This is a genomic window from Pseudomonas cedrina subsp. cedrina, assembly GCF_001983175.1.
Taxonomy (GTDB): domain Bacteria; phylum Pseudomonadota; class Gammaproteobacteria; order Pseudomonadales; family Pseudomonadaceae; genus Aquipseudomonas; species Aquipseudomonas cedrina.
The window spans coordinates 300,622-315,979 of the sequence record NZ_MNPW01000008.1; the positions used below are offsets into that span (position 1 = coordinate 300,622).

A 15,358-nucleotide genomic window follows, 5' to 3' on the forward strand; every position below is an offset into this window, starting at 1 on the left:
TAGGATGTCGCCGCGCGGGAGCTTGCTCCCGCGTTGGCGTGTCTGGGGTATGCGAATTTTTACAGCATGCGACAACGTGCGGATGCTGGCGGTGTGATCGGAAATGCTCCTGCTTTCCGAGTAATAAATACCGCGTTTTGGCCGGGTCCCTGGCTGAAAGTAGTAACGACCAGGATCGTTGAATTGACGTGAGTTGGGTCCGGGCCTGTATTGGGGCTCAACGAGTTTGGCGGGGCTCAGGAGGGTCTGGCCGAACGTCCTTAAGAGTGCAAAGACTTATGGCAAAGCGTGACTATTACGAAGTGTTGGGTGTGGAGCGCGGCTCCAGCGAGGCGGACCTGAAGAAGGCCTACCGTCGCCTGGCGATGAAGCATCACCCGGACCGTAATCCGGACAGCAAAGAATCCGAAGAGATGTTCAAGGAGGCCAACGAGGCCTACGAATGCCTGTCTGATCCCAACAAGCGTGCGGCCTACGACCAGTATGGTCATGCGGGCGTCGACCCGAGCATGGGTGGCGGCGGTGCCGGTTTTGGCGGTCAGAATTTCTCCGACATTTTCGGCGACGTATTCAGTGATTTCTTCGGCGGTGGCCGGGGCGGCCAGCGTGGTGGCGCCCAGCGCGGCAGCGATTTGCGTTACACCCTGGAATTGAACCTGGAAGAAGCCGTGCGCGGTACCAGCGTCAATATCCGCGTGCCAACGCTGGTCAACTGCAAGCCGTGCGATGGTTCGGGTGCCAAGAAAGGCTCATCGCCGATCACCTGCCCGACCTGCGGCGGCATCGGCCAGGTCCGTATGCAGCAAGGCTTCTTCTCGGTGCAGCAGACCTGCCCGCGTTGCCATGGCCAGGGCAAGATCATTTCCGACCCGTGCGACGCCTGCCACGGCGAAGGTCGCGTCGAAGAGTACAAGACCCTGTCGGTGAAAGTGCCGGCGGGCGTGGACACCGGTGACCGCATTCGCCTTTCGGGTGAAGGCGAGGCGGGTGCCCAGGGCGGCCCTACGGGCGATCTGTACGTGGTGATCAATGTGCGTGAGCACTCGATCTTCCAGCGCGACGGCAAGCACCTGTTCTGCGAAGTGCCGATCAGCTTTGTCGATGCCGCCCTGGGTGGCGAGCTGGAAATCCCGACGCTCGACGGTCGCGTCAAACTGAAGATCCCTGAGGGTACTCAAACCGGCAAGCAGTTCCGTATCCGTGGCAAAGGCGTTGCGCCGGTGCGCGGTGGTGGAGCGGGCGACCTGATGTGCCGCGTCGCGGTTGAAACGCCGGTCAACCTGGGGCGGCGTCAGCGCGAACTGTTGGAAGAGTTCCGCAGCTCCCTGGAAGGCGATGACTCGCACTCGCCGAAAACCACGGGCTTCTTCGATGGTGTGAAGCGCTTCTTCGGCGACCTGTAAGGAATTGAATATGCGACGTATAGCCGTAATGGGCGCAGCCGGGCGCATGGGCAAGACGCTGGTGGAGGCGGTACAGCTGCGTTCGCCAGCCTCTGGCCTGACGGCGGCGATTGTTCGTCCGGGCAGCACGTTGATCGGCGCGGACGCGGGTGAGTTGGCTTCATTGGGGCGTATCGGCGTTTCGTTGTCCGGCAACCTGGAGCAGGTGGCCGATGAGTTCGATGTGCTGATCGATTTCACCCTGCCGGAAGTGATGCTGAAAAACCTGGCGTTCTGCCGTAAGGCGGGCAAGGCCATGGTAATCGGCACCACCGGGTTGACGGCGGAGCAAAAGCATTTGCTGGCGGACGCGGGCAAGGATATTCCCATCGTCTTCGCCGCCAACTTCAGCGTCGGCGTGAACCTGTCGCTCAAATTGCTCGACCTCGCGGCGCGGGTGTTGGGTGACGAGGCGGATATCGAGATCATCGAGACCCACCACCGTCACAAGATCGATGCGCCGTCGGGCACTGCCTTGCGCATGGGTGAAGCGATTGCCGATGCACTGGGCCGCGATTTGTCGAAAGTGGCGGTGTACGGTCGTGAAGGCCATACCGGCGCGCGTGCGCGTGACACCATTGGTTTTGCAACGGTGCGCGGTGGCGATGTGGTCGGTGATCACACCGTGTTGTTCGCCAGTGAAGGCGAGCGCCTGGAAATCACCCACAAGGCGTCCAGTCGCATGACCTTTGCCAAGGGTGCGGTGCGTGCTGCGCTCTGGTTGGAGGGTCGTGAGCCGGGCCTGTATGACATGCGTGATGTGCTGGATCTGCACTAATCAGTAGCTAAAACAGGGCCTCAAGCTTATGCTTAGGCCCCGTTTTTACCCGCTAAGCGACGTCCTGTCGCATTCCCCTGCCTTTAAGGCTCATTAGCGGTGGACCAAAAAAGCCTTTTTCTGTAAGCTACAGCTTTAGTGTGTCCACTAAAAGCGCGCAGAATAATTCAGTGAAGAAGCGGGGTGACGTGTCCATACGTCACTCCGCTTTTTTGCAACCTGCGATCGCCCTTTCAGGCTTTATTTACGGGAGGTCTTCTTGACTAAGCCAGCCATACTCGCCCTTGCTGATGGCAGCATTTTTCGCGGCGAAGCCATTGGAGCCGACGGTCAAACCGTTGGAGAGGTGGTGTTCAACACCGCCATGACCGGCTATCAGGAAATCCTTACCGATCCTTCCTACGCCCAACAGATCGTTACCCTGACCTATCCGCACATCGGCAACACCGGTACTACACCGGAAGACGTTGAGTCCGATCGTGTCTGGTCGGCCGGTCTGGTGATTCGTGACCTGCCACTGGTTGCGAGCAACTGGCGTAACACGATGTCGCTCTCCGATTACCTGAAAGCCAACAACGTTGTGGCGATCGCCGGTATCGATACGCGCCGCCTGACACGCATCCTGCGTGAAAAAGGTTCGCAGAACGGCTGCATCATGGTCGGTGAGAATATCTCCGAGGAGGCGGCGATTGCCGCTGCGCAAGGTTTCCCTGGCCTCAAAGGCATGGACCTGGCGAAAGTCGTCAGCGTCAAAGAGAAGTACGAGTGGCGTTCCACTGTCTGGGACCTGAAGACCGACAGCCATGCGACAATCGATGCCGCTGAGTTGCCTTACCATGTTGTGGCCTACGACTACGGCGTCAAGTACAACATCCTGCGCATGCTGGTTGAGCGCGGCTGCCGCGTGACCGTAGTGCCGGCGCAAACGCCTGCCAGCGACGTGCTTGCCCTGCAGCCGGACGGCGTGTTCCTGTCCAACGGCCCCGGTGACCCGGAGCCCTGCGACTATGCCATCCAGGCCATCAAGGACGTGCTGGAGACCGACATTCCGGTGTTCGGTATCTGCCTCGGCCACCAGTTGCTGGCCCTGGCCTCCGGCGCCAAGACCCTGAAAATGGGTCACGGCCACCACGGCGCCAACCACCCCGTGCAAGACCTGGACACCGGCATCGTCATGATCACCAGCCAGAACCACGGTTTTGCGGTGGATGAAGCGACCCTGCCGGCGAACGTGCGCGCCATCCACAAGTCGCTGTTCGACGGTTCCCTGCAAGGCATCGAGCGCACCGACAAGAGCGCGTTCAGCTTCCAGGGCCACCCTGAAGCCAGCCCCGGCCCGAACGACGTAGCGCCGCTGTTCGACCGTTTCATCAATGAGATGGCCAAGCGACGCTGACTGAGCAGCCTGCGGGCGGCCCCGAATATCGGTGGCCCCCGCAGGCTTTTCAAAGAGTGTTCAAGACGGCTTGCCGACTGACCTGCGGATTTGAGTGACAAACCCATGCCAAAACGTACAGACATAAAAAGCATCCTGATTCTCGGCGCTGGCCCGATCGTGATCGGCCAGGCCTGCGAATTCGACTACTCCGGCGCCCAGGCCTGTAAAGCCCTGCGCGAAGAGGGCTACCGCGTCATCCTGGTGAACTCCAACCCGGCCACCATCATGACCGACCCGGACATGGCCGACGCCACCTACATCGAACCGATCAAGTGGCAGACCGTTGCCAAGATCATCGAGAAAGAGCGTCCGGACGCGTTGCTGCCGACCATGGGCGGCCAGACCGCCCTGAACTGCGCCCTGGATCTGGAGCGCGAAGGCGTCCTGGAAAAGTTCGGCGTAGAGATGATCGGCGCGAACGCCGACACCATCGACAAGGCGGAAGACCGTTCGCGTTTCGACAAGGCGATGAAGTCCATCGGCCTTGACTGCCCGCGCTCCGGTATCGCCCACAGCATGGAAGAGGCCAACGCGGTTCTCGAAAAGCTGGGCTTCCCGTGCATTATTCGTCCGTCCTTCACCATGGGCGGCACCGGCGGTGGCATTGCTTACAACCGTGAAGAGTTCGAAGAAATCTGCGCCCGCGGTCTGGATCTGTCGCCGACCAAAGAGTTGCTGATCGACGAATCCCTGATCGGCTGGAAAGAGTACGAGATGGAGGTTGTCCGCGACAAAAAAGACAACTGCATCATCGTCTGCTCCATCGAAAACTTCGACCCGATGGGCGTGCACACCGGCGACTCGATCACCGTTGCTCCGGCGCAGACCCTGACGGACAAGGAATACCAGATCATGCGTAACGCCTCGTTGGCGGTACTGCGTGAGATCGGCGTTGAAACCGGCGGCTCCAACGTTCAGTTCGGCATCTGCCCGGACACGGGCCGCATGGTCGTGATCGAGATGAACCCGCGTGTATCGCGCTCTTCAGCGCTGGCATCGAAAGCGACCGGCTTCCCGATCGCGCGTATCGCGGCCAAGCTGGCTATCGGTTACACCTTGGACGAGCTGCAAAACGAAATCACCGGCGGCGCCATGCCGGCGTCTTTCGAGCCGTCTATCGACTACGTTGTCATCAAGCTGCCGCGCTTTGCTTTCGAGAAATTCCCAAAGGCCGACGCGCGCCTGACCACTCAGATGAAGTCGGTCGGTGAAGTCATGGCCATCGGACGCACCTTCCAGGAGTCCCTGCAGAAAGCCCTGCGTGGCCTGGAAGTGGGCGTTTGCGGCCTGGACGAGAAGCTCGACCTGAGCAACCCGGAAAGCATGAGCATCCTCAAGCGCGAGCTGACCGTGCCGGGCGCCGAGCGCATCTGGTACGTGGCTGACGCCTTCCGTGCGGGCATGACCGTCGAAGACATCTTCGGCATGAACATGATCGACCCGTGGTTCCTGGTGCAGATCGAAGATCTGATCAAGGAAGAAGAGAAGGTCAAGACCCTCGGTCTGTCGTCCATCGACCGCGACCTGATGTTCCGCCTTAAGCGCAAAGGCTTCTCCGACCAGCGTCTGGCCAAATTGCTGGGTGTGACCGAGAAGAACCTGCGGACCCATCGCCACAAGCTGGATATCTTTCCGGTCTACAAGCGCGTGGACACCTGCGCCGCCGAGTTCGCCACCGACACTGCCTACATGTACTCCACCTACGAGGAAGAGTGCGAAGCCGCGCCGTCGGGCCGCGACAAGATCATCATCCTGGGCGGCGGTCCGAACCGTATCGGCCAGGGCATCGAGTTCGACTATTGCTGCGTACACGCCGCCCTTGCGCTGCGCGAAGACGGGTACGAGACCATCATGGTCAACTGCAACCCGGAAACGGTTTCCACTGACTACGACACTTCCGACCGTCTGTACTTCGAGCCGGTAACACTGGAAGACGTGTTGGAAATCTGTCGCGTCGAGAAGCCCAAAGGCGTGATCGTCCAGTACGGTGGCCAGACCCCGCTGAAGCTGGCGCGTGCCCTGGAAGCCGCCGGCGTGCCGATCATCGGCACCAGCCCGGACGCCATCGACCGTGCAGAAGATCGTGAGCGCTTCCAGCAGATGGTTGAGCGCCTGAACCTGCGTCAACCGCCAAACGCCACCGTGCGCAGCGAAGACGAAGCTATCCGCGCCGCCAGCAAGATCGGCTACCCGCTGGTGGTGCGTCCGTCCTACGTTCTGGGCGGTCGTGCGATGGAAATCGTCTACGAAGAAGACGAGCTCAAGCGCTACCTGCGCGACGCGGTGAAAGTGTCCAACGATAGCCCCGTGCTGCTCGACCACTTCCTCAACTGCGCCATCGAGATGGACGTGGATGCGGTTTGCGACGGTACCGACGTAGTGATCGGCGCGATCATGCAGCACATCGAACAGGCGGGCGTTCACTCCGGTGACTCCGCGTGCTCGCTGCCGCCGTACTCGCTGCCGGCGCATATTCAGGACGAGATGCGCGAACAGGTCAAGAAAATGGCCCTGGAACTGGGCGTGGTCGGCCTGATGAACGTTCAGTTGGCGCTGCAAGGCGAAGACATCTACGTCATCGAAGTCAACCCACGTGCTTCGCGTACCGTGCCGTTTGTATCCAAGTGCATCGGTGTGTCCCTGGCCATGATCGCTGCCCGCGTGATGGCCGGTAAGACCCTGAAGGAAATCGGCTTCACCAAGGAGATCATTCCGAACTTCTACAGCGTCAAAGAGGCGGTGTTCCCCTTCGCCAAGTTCCCTGGCGTGGACCCGATCCTGGGCCCTGAGATGAAGTCCACCGGTGAAGTGATGGGCGTGGGCGACACCTTCGGCGAAGCGTTCGCCAAGGCCCAGATGGGCGCCAGCGAAGTGCTGCCGACCGGCGGTACTGCGTTCATCAGCGTGCGTGATGATGACAAGCCATTGGTTGCAGGCGTGGCCCGTGATCTGATCAACTTGGGCTTCGAAATCGTGGCCACCGCCGGGACCGCCAAGCTGATCGAAGCCGCCGGCCTGAAAGTGCGTCGCGTGAACAAGGTGACGGAAGGCCGTCCGCACGTGGTCGACATGATCAAGAACGACGAAGTCACTTTGATTATCAATACCACCGAAGGTCGCCAGTCGATCGCGGACTCCTACTCCATTCGTCGTAATGCCTTGCAGCACAAGATCTACTGCACCACCACTATTGCTGCTGGCGAAGCCATCTGCGAAGCGCTCAAGTTCGGTCCGGAAAAGACCGTGCGTCGCTTGCAGGATCTACACGCAGGATTGAAGGCATGAGCATAACCAAATACCCGATGACCGTTCAGGGCGCTCGCGCCCTGGAAGAGGAACACGCCCACCTGACCAAGGTCGTTCGTCCAAAGCTGAGCCAGGATATCGGTACGGCCCGCGAGCTGGGTGACCTGAAGGAAAACGCCGAATACCACGCTGCTCGCGAGCAGCAGGGTATGGTCGAGGCGCGCATCCGTGACATCGAAGGCCGCATGCAGAACGCGGTGATCATCGACGTGACGACCATTCCACATACCGGCAAGGTGATTTTCGGCACCACCGTGGAAATCGCCAACGTCGAGACGGATGAGCGCGTGGTCTACCAAATCGTGGGTGAAGACGAGGCTGACTTCAAACTTGGCAAGATCTCCGTCGGTTCACCCCTTGCCCGCGCCTTGATTGCCAAGGAAGAGGGGGATGTGGTGTCCGTGAAAACCCCTGGCGGCGTGATCGAGTACGAGATTGTTGAAGTTCGTCACATCTGAAAGACGGCGCCCGCTTCGTGCGGGCGCCATGCTCTGGCAGCTCTCCCAGATGCTCTGGGTCGGCGGCCTGTGGTTGCTGCACATTGGTGTATTACCGGCGCTGGGCCTGATTGGCCTGGCGCCGTTGCTGGTCGATGAGATCGATGGATTGCTCAGTGCGTTGCTGGTAGGTTTTGCGGCGGCGTGCGTGACGCTCCAGGCGTTGGTGCTGGTCAAGGCCGAGGGCTTGGGGAGTTTGTGGCGCGATATTCGCGGGCAACTGCTGTTGATGGCGCTGTATGCGTGCGCAATGTATTGCATTGTGCATGTCTGGCTGCCGGAGGCGTTGCGCTGGCAGCTATTCAGCTATCTTGTGCTAGGGTTCTCCGGCCTGGTGCTGGTTGTACAACCCGCACCGGGATGGAGTGGCGGGGCGCGCGAAGCACGCCCCTGACCCTTGTTTTACTTGAAGCGATGAACGTTCGACAGCTGCTTGTTGACGCTGAAGTTCTTGCGATACAGCAGCGCCATCTTGCCGATGACCTGAACCAAGTCCGCCTTGCCCACCTTGCACAGTTCTGCAACGGCAGCCAGGCGCGCTTCGCGATCAAGGATGTTGACCTTGATCTTGATCAGTTCGTGATCGTTCAGTGCGCGTTCAAATTCGGCTAACACACCTTCAGTCAAGCCGTTATCTGCCACAATCAGAACTGGTTTCAGATGGTGGCCAATGGACTTGTACTGTTTCTTCTGCTCTTGAGTGAGCGGCATAATCTGACCCCTGCGTCTGATCTTGTAAAAAGCGGCGGCCAGTTTACCCGAGCGAGTCCGGGACCGCCCAGTTAATCACGACCCGTTTTATTTTTCGAGGTGGCCCGTGGCCCGTTCCAAAACCAGCCTTAAGTGGCTACAAGAACATTTCAACGATCCTTACGTCAAAAAGGCGCAAAAGGACGGCTACCGTTCCCGGGCCAGCTACAAGCTGCTGGAGATCCAGGACAAGGACAAATTGATCCGCCCCGGCATGAGTGTTATTGACCTGGGCGCGGCGCCGGGTGGCTGGTCTCAGGTGACCAGTCGTCTGATTGGTGGGCAGGGCCGCTTGATCGCTTCCGACATCCTGGAGATGGACAGCATCCCGGATGTGACCTTTGTTCACGGCGATTTCACCCAAGATACGGTGCTCGCAGAGATTCTCGAGGCTGTGGGAAATTCCCAGGTAGACCTTGTGATTTCAGACATGGCCCCCAATATGAGTGGATTACCGGCCGTCGATATGCCGCGCGCGATGTTCCTTTGTGAGCTGGCGCTGGATTTGGCGGGTCGGGTTCTGCGTCCTGGTGGTGATTTTCTGGTGAAAGTCTTCCAGGGCGAAGGGTTTGACGAGTACCACAAGAACATCCGCAAGCTGTTCGACAAGGTGCAGACGCGCAAGCCTGACTCTTCCCGGGACCGGTCTCGGGAGCAATATCTGCTCTGCCGCGGCTTCCGCGGCGTAGAAGGCGCTGCGAGCGAAGAGCGTTTTTAAGGAATTCGAGGAGGGCGATAGGTTTTTTTATTTCGCTTTCGTCACGAAGCTTTACGAATATTGTGTAGTCAAAGTTTCACAAAGGGTTACAGACGGCGCCTGCCAGAGTTGTAGGTAATGTAGTAAGTTAGGCCGGTGAATATCATGCGAAGCACGCGCCAGTAGCGGAGCTTGCTTCAGAGGGTAGTTAATTGAACGATATGGCAAAGAATCTGATCCTGTGGTTGATCATCGCGGCTGTCCTGGTGACGGTGATGAACAACTTCTCCAGCCCTAACGAGCCGCAGACCCTCAACTATTCCGACTTCATCCAGCAAGTTAAGGATGGCAAGGTCGAGCGCGTAGCGGTTGATGGCTACGTGATTACCGGCAAACGAATTGATGGCGACAGCTTCAAGACCATTCGTCCGGCAATCCAGGACAACGGTCTGATCGGCGACCTGGTGGACAACAAGGTCGTTGTGGAAGGCAAGCAGCCCGAGCAGCAGAGCATCTGGACCCAACTGTTGGTGGCCAGCTTCCCGATCCTGGTGATCATCGCCGTGTTCATGTTCTTCATGCGCCAGATGCAAGGCGGCGCGGGAGGCAAGGGCGGGCCGATGAGTTTCGGCAAGAGCAAGGCGCGCCTGCTCTCCGAGGATCAGGTGAAGACCACCCTGGCTGACGTTGCCGGTTGTGACGAGGCCAAGGAAGAAGTCGGCGAGCTGGTCGAGTTCCTGCGCGATCCGGGCAAGTTCCAGCGCCTGGGCGGCCGCATTCCTCGTGGCGTATTGATGGTCGGTCCTCCGGGTACGGGTAAAACCTTGCTGGCCAAGGCGATTGCCGGCGAAGCCAAGGTGCCTTTCTTCACCATTTCCGGTTCCGACTTCGTCGAAATGTTTGTCGGTGTCGGCGCCAGCCGTGTTCGCGATATGTTCGAACAGGCCAAGAAACACGCGCCATGCATCATCTTTATCGATGAAATCGACGCCGTTGGTCGCCATCGTGGCGCCGGCATGGGCGGTGGTCACGATGAGCGTGAGCAGACCCTCAACCAGTTGCTGGTCGAGATGGACGGCTTCGAAATGAACGACGGCATCATCGTGATCGCCGCCACCAACCGTCCGGACGTACTTGACCCAGCGTTGCTGCGTCCAGGCCGTTTCGACCGTCAGGTTGTGGTGGGCTTGCCGGATATCCGCGGTCGCGAGCAGATCCTGAAAGTGCACATGCGCAAAGTGCCCATGGGCGATGATGTGGCTCCGGCCGTGATTGCCCGTGGTACGCCTGGTTTCTCCGGTGCCGACCTTGCCAACCTGGTCAACGAGGCGTCGCTGTTCGCTGCCCGCACCGGCAAGCGCATCGTTGAAATGAAAGAGTTCGAACTGGCGAAAGACAAGATCATGATGGGCGCCGAGCGCAAGTCCATGGTCATGTCCGAGAAAGAGAAGCAGAACACGGCCTACCACGAAGCGGGTCACGCAATCGTCGGCCGCGTAGTGCCTGAGCACGACCCGGTCTACAAAGTGTCGATTATTCCTCGTGGGCGGGCGCTGGGTGTCACCATGTTCCTACCGGAAGAGGATCGTTACAGCCTCTCCAAGCGTGCGTTGATCAGCCAGATCTGCTCCCTCTACGGCGGTCGTATCGCCGAGGAAATGACCCTGGGCTTTGACGGTGTGACGACGGGTGCCTCCAACGACATCATGCGTGCGAGTCAAATTGCGCGGAATATGGTGACCAAATGGGGCTTGTCGGAGAAACTTGGCCCGTTGATGTATGCCGAGGAAGAAGGCGAAGTGTTCCTGGGTCGTGGCGGCGGCGGTCAAAGCGCCAGCTTCTCCGGCGAGACCGCCAAGCTGATCGATTCCGAGGTGCGCAGTATCATTGACCAGTGCTACGGCACGGCCAAGCAGATCCTGACCGACAACCGCGACAAGCTGGACGCCATGGCTGATGCGTTGATGAAGTACGAGACCATCGACGCCGACCAGATCGACGACATCATGGCCGGCCGTACGCCGCGTGAGCCTCGCGATTGGGAAGGTGGTTCGGGCACCTCGGGCACTCCGCCTGTGGTACAGAATGAACGCCCTGAAACTCCGATCGGCGGCCCCGCAGCTGACGTCTAAGGTTTGAAATGACTTCTGTGTCGTCCTCCACCCGGTTGCCTTGCGGCAACCGGGTTCTTGATTTGGCTCATACGCATGTCATGGGCATCCTCAACGTAACTCCCGACTCCTTTTCCGATGGTGGCCGCTTCAGCCAGCTTGATGCTGCCTTGCGTCATGCCGAGGCGATGGTGGCGGCGGGCGCGACGCTGATTGATGTGGGCGGTGAGTCGACTCGGCCTGGTGCGCGCATGGTTTCTCCCTTGGAGGAGCTGGAGAGGGTGGCGCCAATCGTCGAGCGTATTGCGCGTGAACTGGACGTGATCATTTCGGTGGATACGTCGACGCCTGCGGTGATGCGCGAAACTGCGCGCCTGGGAGCAGGCCTGATCAACGATGTGCGCGCTCTGCAGCGTGACGGTGCCCTTGATGCCGCTGCCGCGACCGGTTTGCCGGTGTGCCTGATGCATATGCGTGGCGAGCCCGGGAATATGCAGGACAGTCCTCACTATGATGATCTGGTCGGCGAAGTGAGTGGTTTTCTCGCCGAGCGAATTGCTCAGTGCGCTGCCGTCGGGATTGCTGCGCACAAGATCATCCTCGACCCCGGCTTCGGCTTTGCCAAGACCCTGCAGCACAATTTAAGCCTGTTCAAGCATATGGAGTCCTTGCATCGCCTTGGGCGGCCGCTGCTGGTCGGCGTTTCGCGCAAGAGCATGATAGGGCTCGCCCTGAATCGTCCGGTGGGCGAGCGGTTGTACGGTGGGCTTGCACTGGCGGCGCTTGCGGTAGCCAAGGGCGCACGTATCTTGCGTGTGCATGATGTCGCCGAGACAGTGGATGTGGTGCGTATGATTACCGCGGTAGAATCAGCCGAATAAGAATGATGGAGCACTTATGACTAAAAAATACTTTGGCACCGACGGTATCCGTGGTCGGGTCGGCGAATTCCCGATTACTCCCGATTTCATGCTCAAGCTGGGTTGGGCGGCGGGCATGGCGTTCCGCAGCATGGGCGCGTGCCGCATCCTGGTGGGCAAGGACACCCGCATCTCGGGGTATATGTTCGAGTCCGCGCTGGAGGCGGGCCTGTCCGCGGCGGGTGCCGACGTGATGTTGCTGGGGCCGATGCCTACGCCAGCGATCGCCTACCTGACGCGTACCTTTCACGCTGAAGCCGGTATCGTGATCAGCGCCTCGCACAATCCCCATGACGACAACGGCATCAAGTTCTTTTCGGGCCAGGGCACCAAGCTGCCGGACGAAATCGAGTTGATGATCGAAGAGCTGCTGGATGCGCCGATGACGGTGGTTGAGTCCAGCAAGCTGGGCAAGGTATCGCGTATCAATGACGCATCCGGCCGTTATATCGAGTTCTGCAAGAGCAGTGTGCCCAGCAGCACCAATTTCGCCGGCCTGAAAATTGTGGTCGATTGCGCGCATGGTGCTACCTACAAAGTCGCACCCAGCGTATTCAAGGAATTGGGCGCGGACGTCACGGTGCTGTCGGCCCAGCCTAACGGTTTGAACATTAACGACAACTGCGGCTCCACGCACATGGAGCAGTTGCAGGCGGCCGTTCTCGCCGAGCATGCCGACCTGGGCATTGCCTTCGACGGTGACGGTGACCGTGTACTCATGGTGGATCACACCGGGGCTATCGTTGACGGTGATGATCTCTTGTTCATCATTGCCCGTGACCTGCACGAGCGTAACAAGCTGCAAGGTGGCGTCGTCGGTACGCTCATGAGCAACCTTGGGCTCGAGCTGGCCCTGGCCGACCTGGGTATTCCGTTCGTGCGCGCCAACGTCGGTGACCGCTATGTGATCGCTGAGCTGCTTGAGCGCAACTGGCTGGTGGGGGGGGAGAACTCCGGGCACGTTGTCTGCTTCCAGCACACCACCACCGGTGATGCGATCATCGCTGCGCTGCAGGTGCTGCTGTCGCTGCGTCGTCGCCAGGAGAGCCTTGCACAGGCGCGCCAGGCGTTGCGCAAGTGTCCGCAAGTGCTGCTCAACGTGCGTTTTGGCGGTGGCGAAAACCCGATCGAGCACCCGGCGGTCAAAGAGGCGTGCGAGCGCGTGACCCTTGCAATGGCGGGGCGTGGTCGCGTGTTGTTGCGCAAGTCCGGCACAGAGCCTCTGGTGCGTGTCATGGTCGAAGGTGACGACGAAACGCAGGTTCGCGGCCATGCTGAAGACCTGGCAAAACTGGTAACTGAAGTTTGCGCCTGAATTCGGCTTGCCAGTGATGATGTGGTTGGGTAACATCTGCGCCCACTTTGACCGACGGGGTACAGCATGCGTCGCACGATGGTAGCTGGTAACTGGAAGATGCACGGTACCCGCGCCAGTGTCGCTGAGCTGATCAATGGCCTTCGTCACCTGGCCTTGCCTGGCGGTGTCGATGTCGCGGTTTTCCCGCCTTTCCTGCATATCGGCCAAGTGGTTGATGGCTTGAAAGGTCAGTCGATTCAGGTCGGCGCGCAGAATTCTGCGGTGGAACCCGCCCAAGGTGCGTTGACCGGTGAGATTGCGCCGAGTCAGTTGGTTGATGCAGGTTGTGCCTATGTGCTTGTCGGGCACTCCGAGCGCCGCCAGCTGATGGGTGAAAGCGATCAGGTGCTCAATCGCAAGTTCGCAGCGGCACAGGCTTGTGGCTTGATCCCGGTGTTGTGCATAGGGGAGACCCTGGAGCAGCGCGAATCGGGCAAGACGCTTGAAGTTGTCTCGCGTCAATTGGGCAGCATCATCGAAGAGCTGGGTGTCGGTGCATTTGCAAAAGCGGTCATTGCTTACGAGCCGGTCTGGGCCATTGGCACCGGGCTGACTGCTACACCGCAACAGGCGCAGGATGTGCATGCAGCCATCCGCGCGCAGTTGGCGGCAGAGAATTCTGAAGTCGCACAAGGTGTGCGTCTTCTATACGGCGGCAGCGTGAAGGCGGCCAATGCGGTCGAACTGTTCGGCATGCCGGATATCGATGGGGGGCTCATTGGTGGAGCGTCCCTGAATGCAGATGAGTTCGGTGCGATCTGTCGCGCCGCGGGAAACTGAAAAAATGCTGGAAACAGTCGTAGTCGTTTTTCATCTGTTGGCTGCCCTGGGCGTAGTTGCCCTGGTTTTGTTGCAACAGGGTAAAGGTGCGGATGCTGGTGCGTCTTTCGGTGCAGGTGCTTCAAATACTGTATTCGGAAGCCAAGGTTCCTCTACCTTTCTTAGTAAGTTTACTGCTATACTTGCCGCCGGTTTCTTCATAACCAGCTTGGGGTTAGGTTACTTTGCTAAAGAGAAAGCTCATGTGCTGACTCAAGTAGGTCTCCCAAACCCAGCAGTGTTGGAAGTACCCAAAGCGAAACCGGCTTCTGATGATGTCCCGGTGCTTCAAGAGCAAAAGTCGGCTACTCCAGCGACTGACGTACCTCCAGCTCAAGAGCAGAAGTAAGAAGGTTGTAAGCGCTGTATTGCCGAGGTGGTGGAATTGGTAGACACGCAACCTTGAGGTGGTTGTGCCCATAGGGTGTAGGGGTTCGAGTCCCCTTCTCGGTACCAATTATCAGGAGAGCCCGCTGTTGCGGGCTTTCTTGTAGGTGGAAGGTTACATTGACCCTGTAAGGGATCGGTCGTATACTTCCGCCCCAGCTTTGTCGCGGGGTGGAGCAGTCTGGTAGCTCGTCGGGCTCATAACCCGAAGGTCGTCGGTTCAAATCCGGCCCCCGCAACCAGTTTTAGCGGAGCCCCTTTTAAGGGGCTTTTTGTTAGCTGGACACTTTCAACGCCGCTGTTCGACGGCGTTTCAAGGATGGGCGTTTCGCCCATTTTTTTATTTTGCACAGCATGCACATACATGCACGAGGGGGTTCAGGTGTCGAGCAAGCTAGAAGAGTTGCAGGCCTTGTTGGCCCCGGTGATCGTGGCCCTAGGCTATGAATGCTGGGGTATTGAGTTTTCGGCTCAAGGTCGCCACTCAATGTTGCGCGTTTATATCGATAAAGAGGGCGGTGTGCTGGTGGACGATTGCGCCATTGTCAGCCGCCAGATCAGCGGCGTGCTGGATGTTGAAGATCCAATCGCCGTTGAATACACCCTCGAAGTTTCCTCGCCAGGCATGGAACGCCCACTGTTCACTATTGATCAGTTTGCAAAATTTGCCGGTGAACAAGTGAAGATCAAGCTGCGCTCTCCCTTCGAAGGGCGACGCAACTTTCAGGGCCTTCTGCGCGGTGTAGAAGAACAGGATGTCGTGGTGCAGGTAGAAGACCATGAGTTCCTGTTGCCGATCGATATGATCGACAAGGCCAACATTATTCCCAGTTTTGACTGAGACGCGGATCCCGCG

The 15,358-nt window shown here is 59.1% G+C and carries 14 protein-coding genes and 2 tRNA genes; 15 read left to right on the forward strand and 1 reads right to left on the reverse strand.

Going from position 1 to position 15,358, the window contains the following annotated elements; genetic code table 11:
- Nucleotides 1–278: 278 nt before the first annotated feature.
- The 6 genes from dnaJ (at nucleotide 279) to BLL36_RS18820 (ending at nucleotide 7,855) form a co-directional block, all read left to right on the forward strand.
- Nucleotides 279–1,403 carry a molecular chaperone DnaJ gene (dnaJ, locus tag BLL36_RS18795; protein ID WP_076952829.1) on the forward strand — a complete coding sequence of 375 codons (1,125 nt, stop codon included), beginning with the start codon at nucleotides 279–281 and terminating at the stop codon, nucleotides 1,401–1,403.
- 10 nt (nucleotides 1,404–1,413) lie between these two features.
- The gene (gene dapB, locus BLL36_RS18800; RefSeq protein WP_076952830.1) at nucleotides 1,414–2,220 is read left to right on the forward strand and encodes a 4-hydroxy-tetrahydrodipicolinate reductase; all 807 of its coding nucleotides are present in this window, start codon (nucleotides 1,414–1,416) and stop codon (nucleotides 2,218–2,220) included.
- A gap of 259 nt (nucleotides 2,221–2,479) precedes the next feature.
- Entirely contained in the window at nucleotides 2,480–3,616 is a 1,137-nt protein-coding gene (carA, locus tag BLL36_RS18805) for a glutamine-hydrolyzing carbamoyl-phosphate synthase small subunit (protein WP_076952831.1), read from the forward strand.
- A gap of 105 nt (nucleotides 3,617–3,721) precedes the next feature.
- Complete coding sequence (gene carB / locus BLL36_RS18810) at nucleotides 3,722–6,943, forward strand: carbamoyl-phosphate synthase large subunit (RefSeq protein WP_076952832.1); 3,222 nt, start codon at nucleotides 3,722–3,724, stop codon at nucleotides 6,941–6,943.
- A 2-nt stretch (nucleotides 6,944–6,945) separates the two neighbouring features.
- Nucleotides 6,946–7,422, forward strand: a complete 477-nt coding sequence (greA, locus tag BLL36_RS18815) for a transcription elongation factor GreA (RefSeq protein WP_076952884.1) — start codon at nucleotides 6,946–6,948, stop codon at nucleotides 7,420–7,422.
- A gap of 28 nt (nucleotides 7,423–7,450) precedes the next feature.
- Nucleotides 7,451–7,855, forward strand: a complete 405-nt coding sequence (locus BLL36_RS18820; protein WP_076952833.1) for an MFS transporter — start codon at nucleotides 7,451–7,453, stop codon at nucleotides 7,853–7,855.
- An 8-nt stretch (nucleotides 7,856–7,863) separates the two neighbouring features.
- On the opposite strand, the gene BLL36_RS18825 is transcribed toward BLL36_RS18820, so the two are convergent.
- Nucleotides 7,864–8,172, reverse strand: a complete 309-nt coding sequence (locus BLL36_RS18825; RefSeq protein ID WP_003176146.1) for a YhbY family RNA-binding protein — start codon at nucleotides 8,170–8,172, stop codon at nucleotides 7,864–7,866.
- Nucleotides 8,173–8,278: 106 nt separating this feature from the next.
- On the opposite strand from BLL36_RS18825, the gene rlmE reads away from it, so the two are divergent.
- The 9 genes from rlmE to rimP all read left to right on the forward strand — a co-directional run bounded on the left by rlmE (nucleotide 8,279) and on the right by rimP (nucleotide 15,343).
- Complete coding sequence (gene rlmE / locus BLL36_RS18830; RefSeq protein WP_065892263.1) at nucleotides 8,279–8,929, forward strand: 23S rRNA (uridine(2552)-2'-O)-methyltransferase RlmE; 651 nt, start codon at nucleotides 8,279–8,281, stop codon at nucleotides 8,927–8,929.
- Between the two features lie 200 nt (nucleotides 8,930–9,129).
- The gene (ftsH, locus tag BLL36_RS18835; RefSeq protein ID WP_076952834.1) at nucleotides 9,130–11,040 is read left to right on the forward strand and encodes an ATP-dependent zinc metalloprotease FtsH; all 1,911 of its coding nucleotides are present in this window, start codon (nucleotides 9,130–9,132) and stop codon (nucleotides 11,038–11,040) included.
- An 8-nt stretch (nucleotides 11,041–11,048) separates the two neighbouring features.
- Entirely contained in the window at nucleotides 11,049–11,900 is an 852-nt protein-coding gene (gene folP, locus BLL36_RS18840; RefSeq protein ID WP_076952835.1) for a dihydropteroate synthase, read from the forward strand.
- Nucleotides 11,901–11,916: 16 nt separating this feature from the next.
- On the forward strand, nucleotides 11,917–13,254 hold the full coding sequence (gene glmM / locus BLL36_RS18845) for a phosphoglucosamine mutase (RefSeq protein ID WP_076952836.1): 1,338 nt from the start codon (nucleotides 11,917–11,919) through the stop codon (nucleotides 13,252–13,254).
- Between the two features lie 66 nt (nucleotides 13,255–13,320).
- Nucleotides 13,321–14,076 carry a triose-phosphate isomerase gene (gene tpiA, locus BLL36_RS18850; protein WP_076952837.1) on the forward strand — a complete coding sequence of 252 codons (756 nt, stop codon included), beginning with the start codon at nucleotides 13,321–13,323 and terminating at the stop codon, nucleotides 14,074–14,076.
- A 4-nt stretch (nucleotides 14,077–14,080) separates the two neighbouring features.
- A complete protein-coding gene (gene secG, locus BLL36_RS18855; RefSeq protein WP_010206600.1) occupies nucleotides 14,081–14,464 on the forward strand; it encodes a preprotein translocase subunit SecG in 384 nt (127 codons plus the stop codon).
- Nucleotides 14,465–14,485: 21 nt separating this feature from the next.
- Nucleotides 14,486–14,571 (forward strand) — tRNA-Leu (locus BLL36_RS18860).
- Nucleotides 14,572–14,667: 96 nt separating this feature from the next.
- Nucleotides 14,668–14,744: transfer RNA gene (locus BLL36_RS18865), tRNA-Met, on the forward strand.
- Nucleotides 14,745–14,884: 140 nt separating this feature from the next.
- Nucleotides 14,885–15,343, forward strand: coding sequence for a ribosome maturation factor RimP (gene rimP / locus BLL36_RS18870; RefSeq protein ID WP_034117933.1), 459 nt, complete (start codon nucleotides 14,885–14,887; stop codon nucleotides 15,341–15,343).
- The last annotated feature ends 15 nt before the right edge of the window (nucleotides 15,344–15,358 follow it).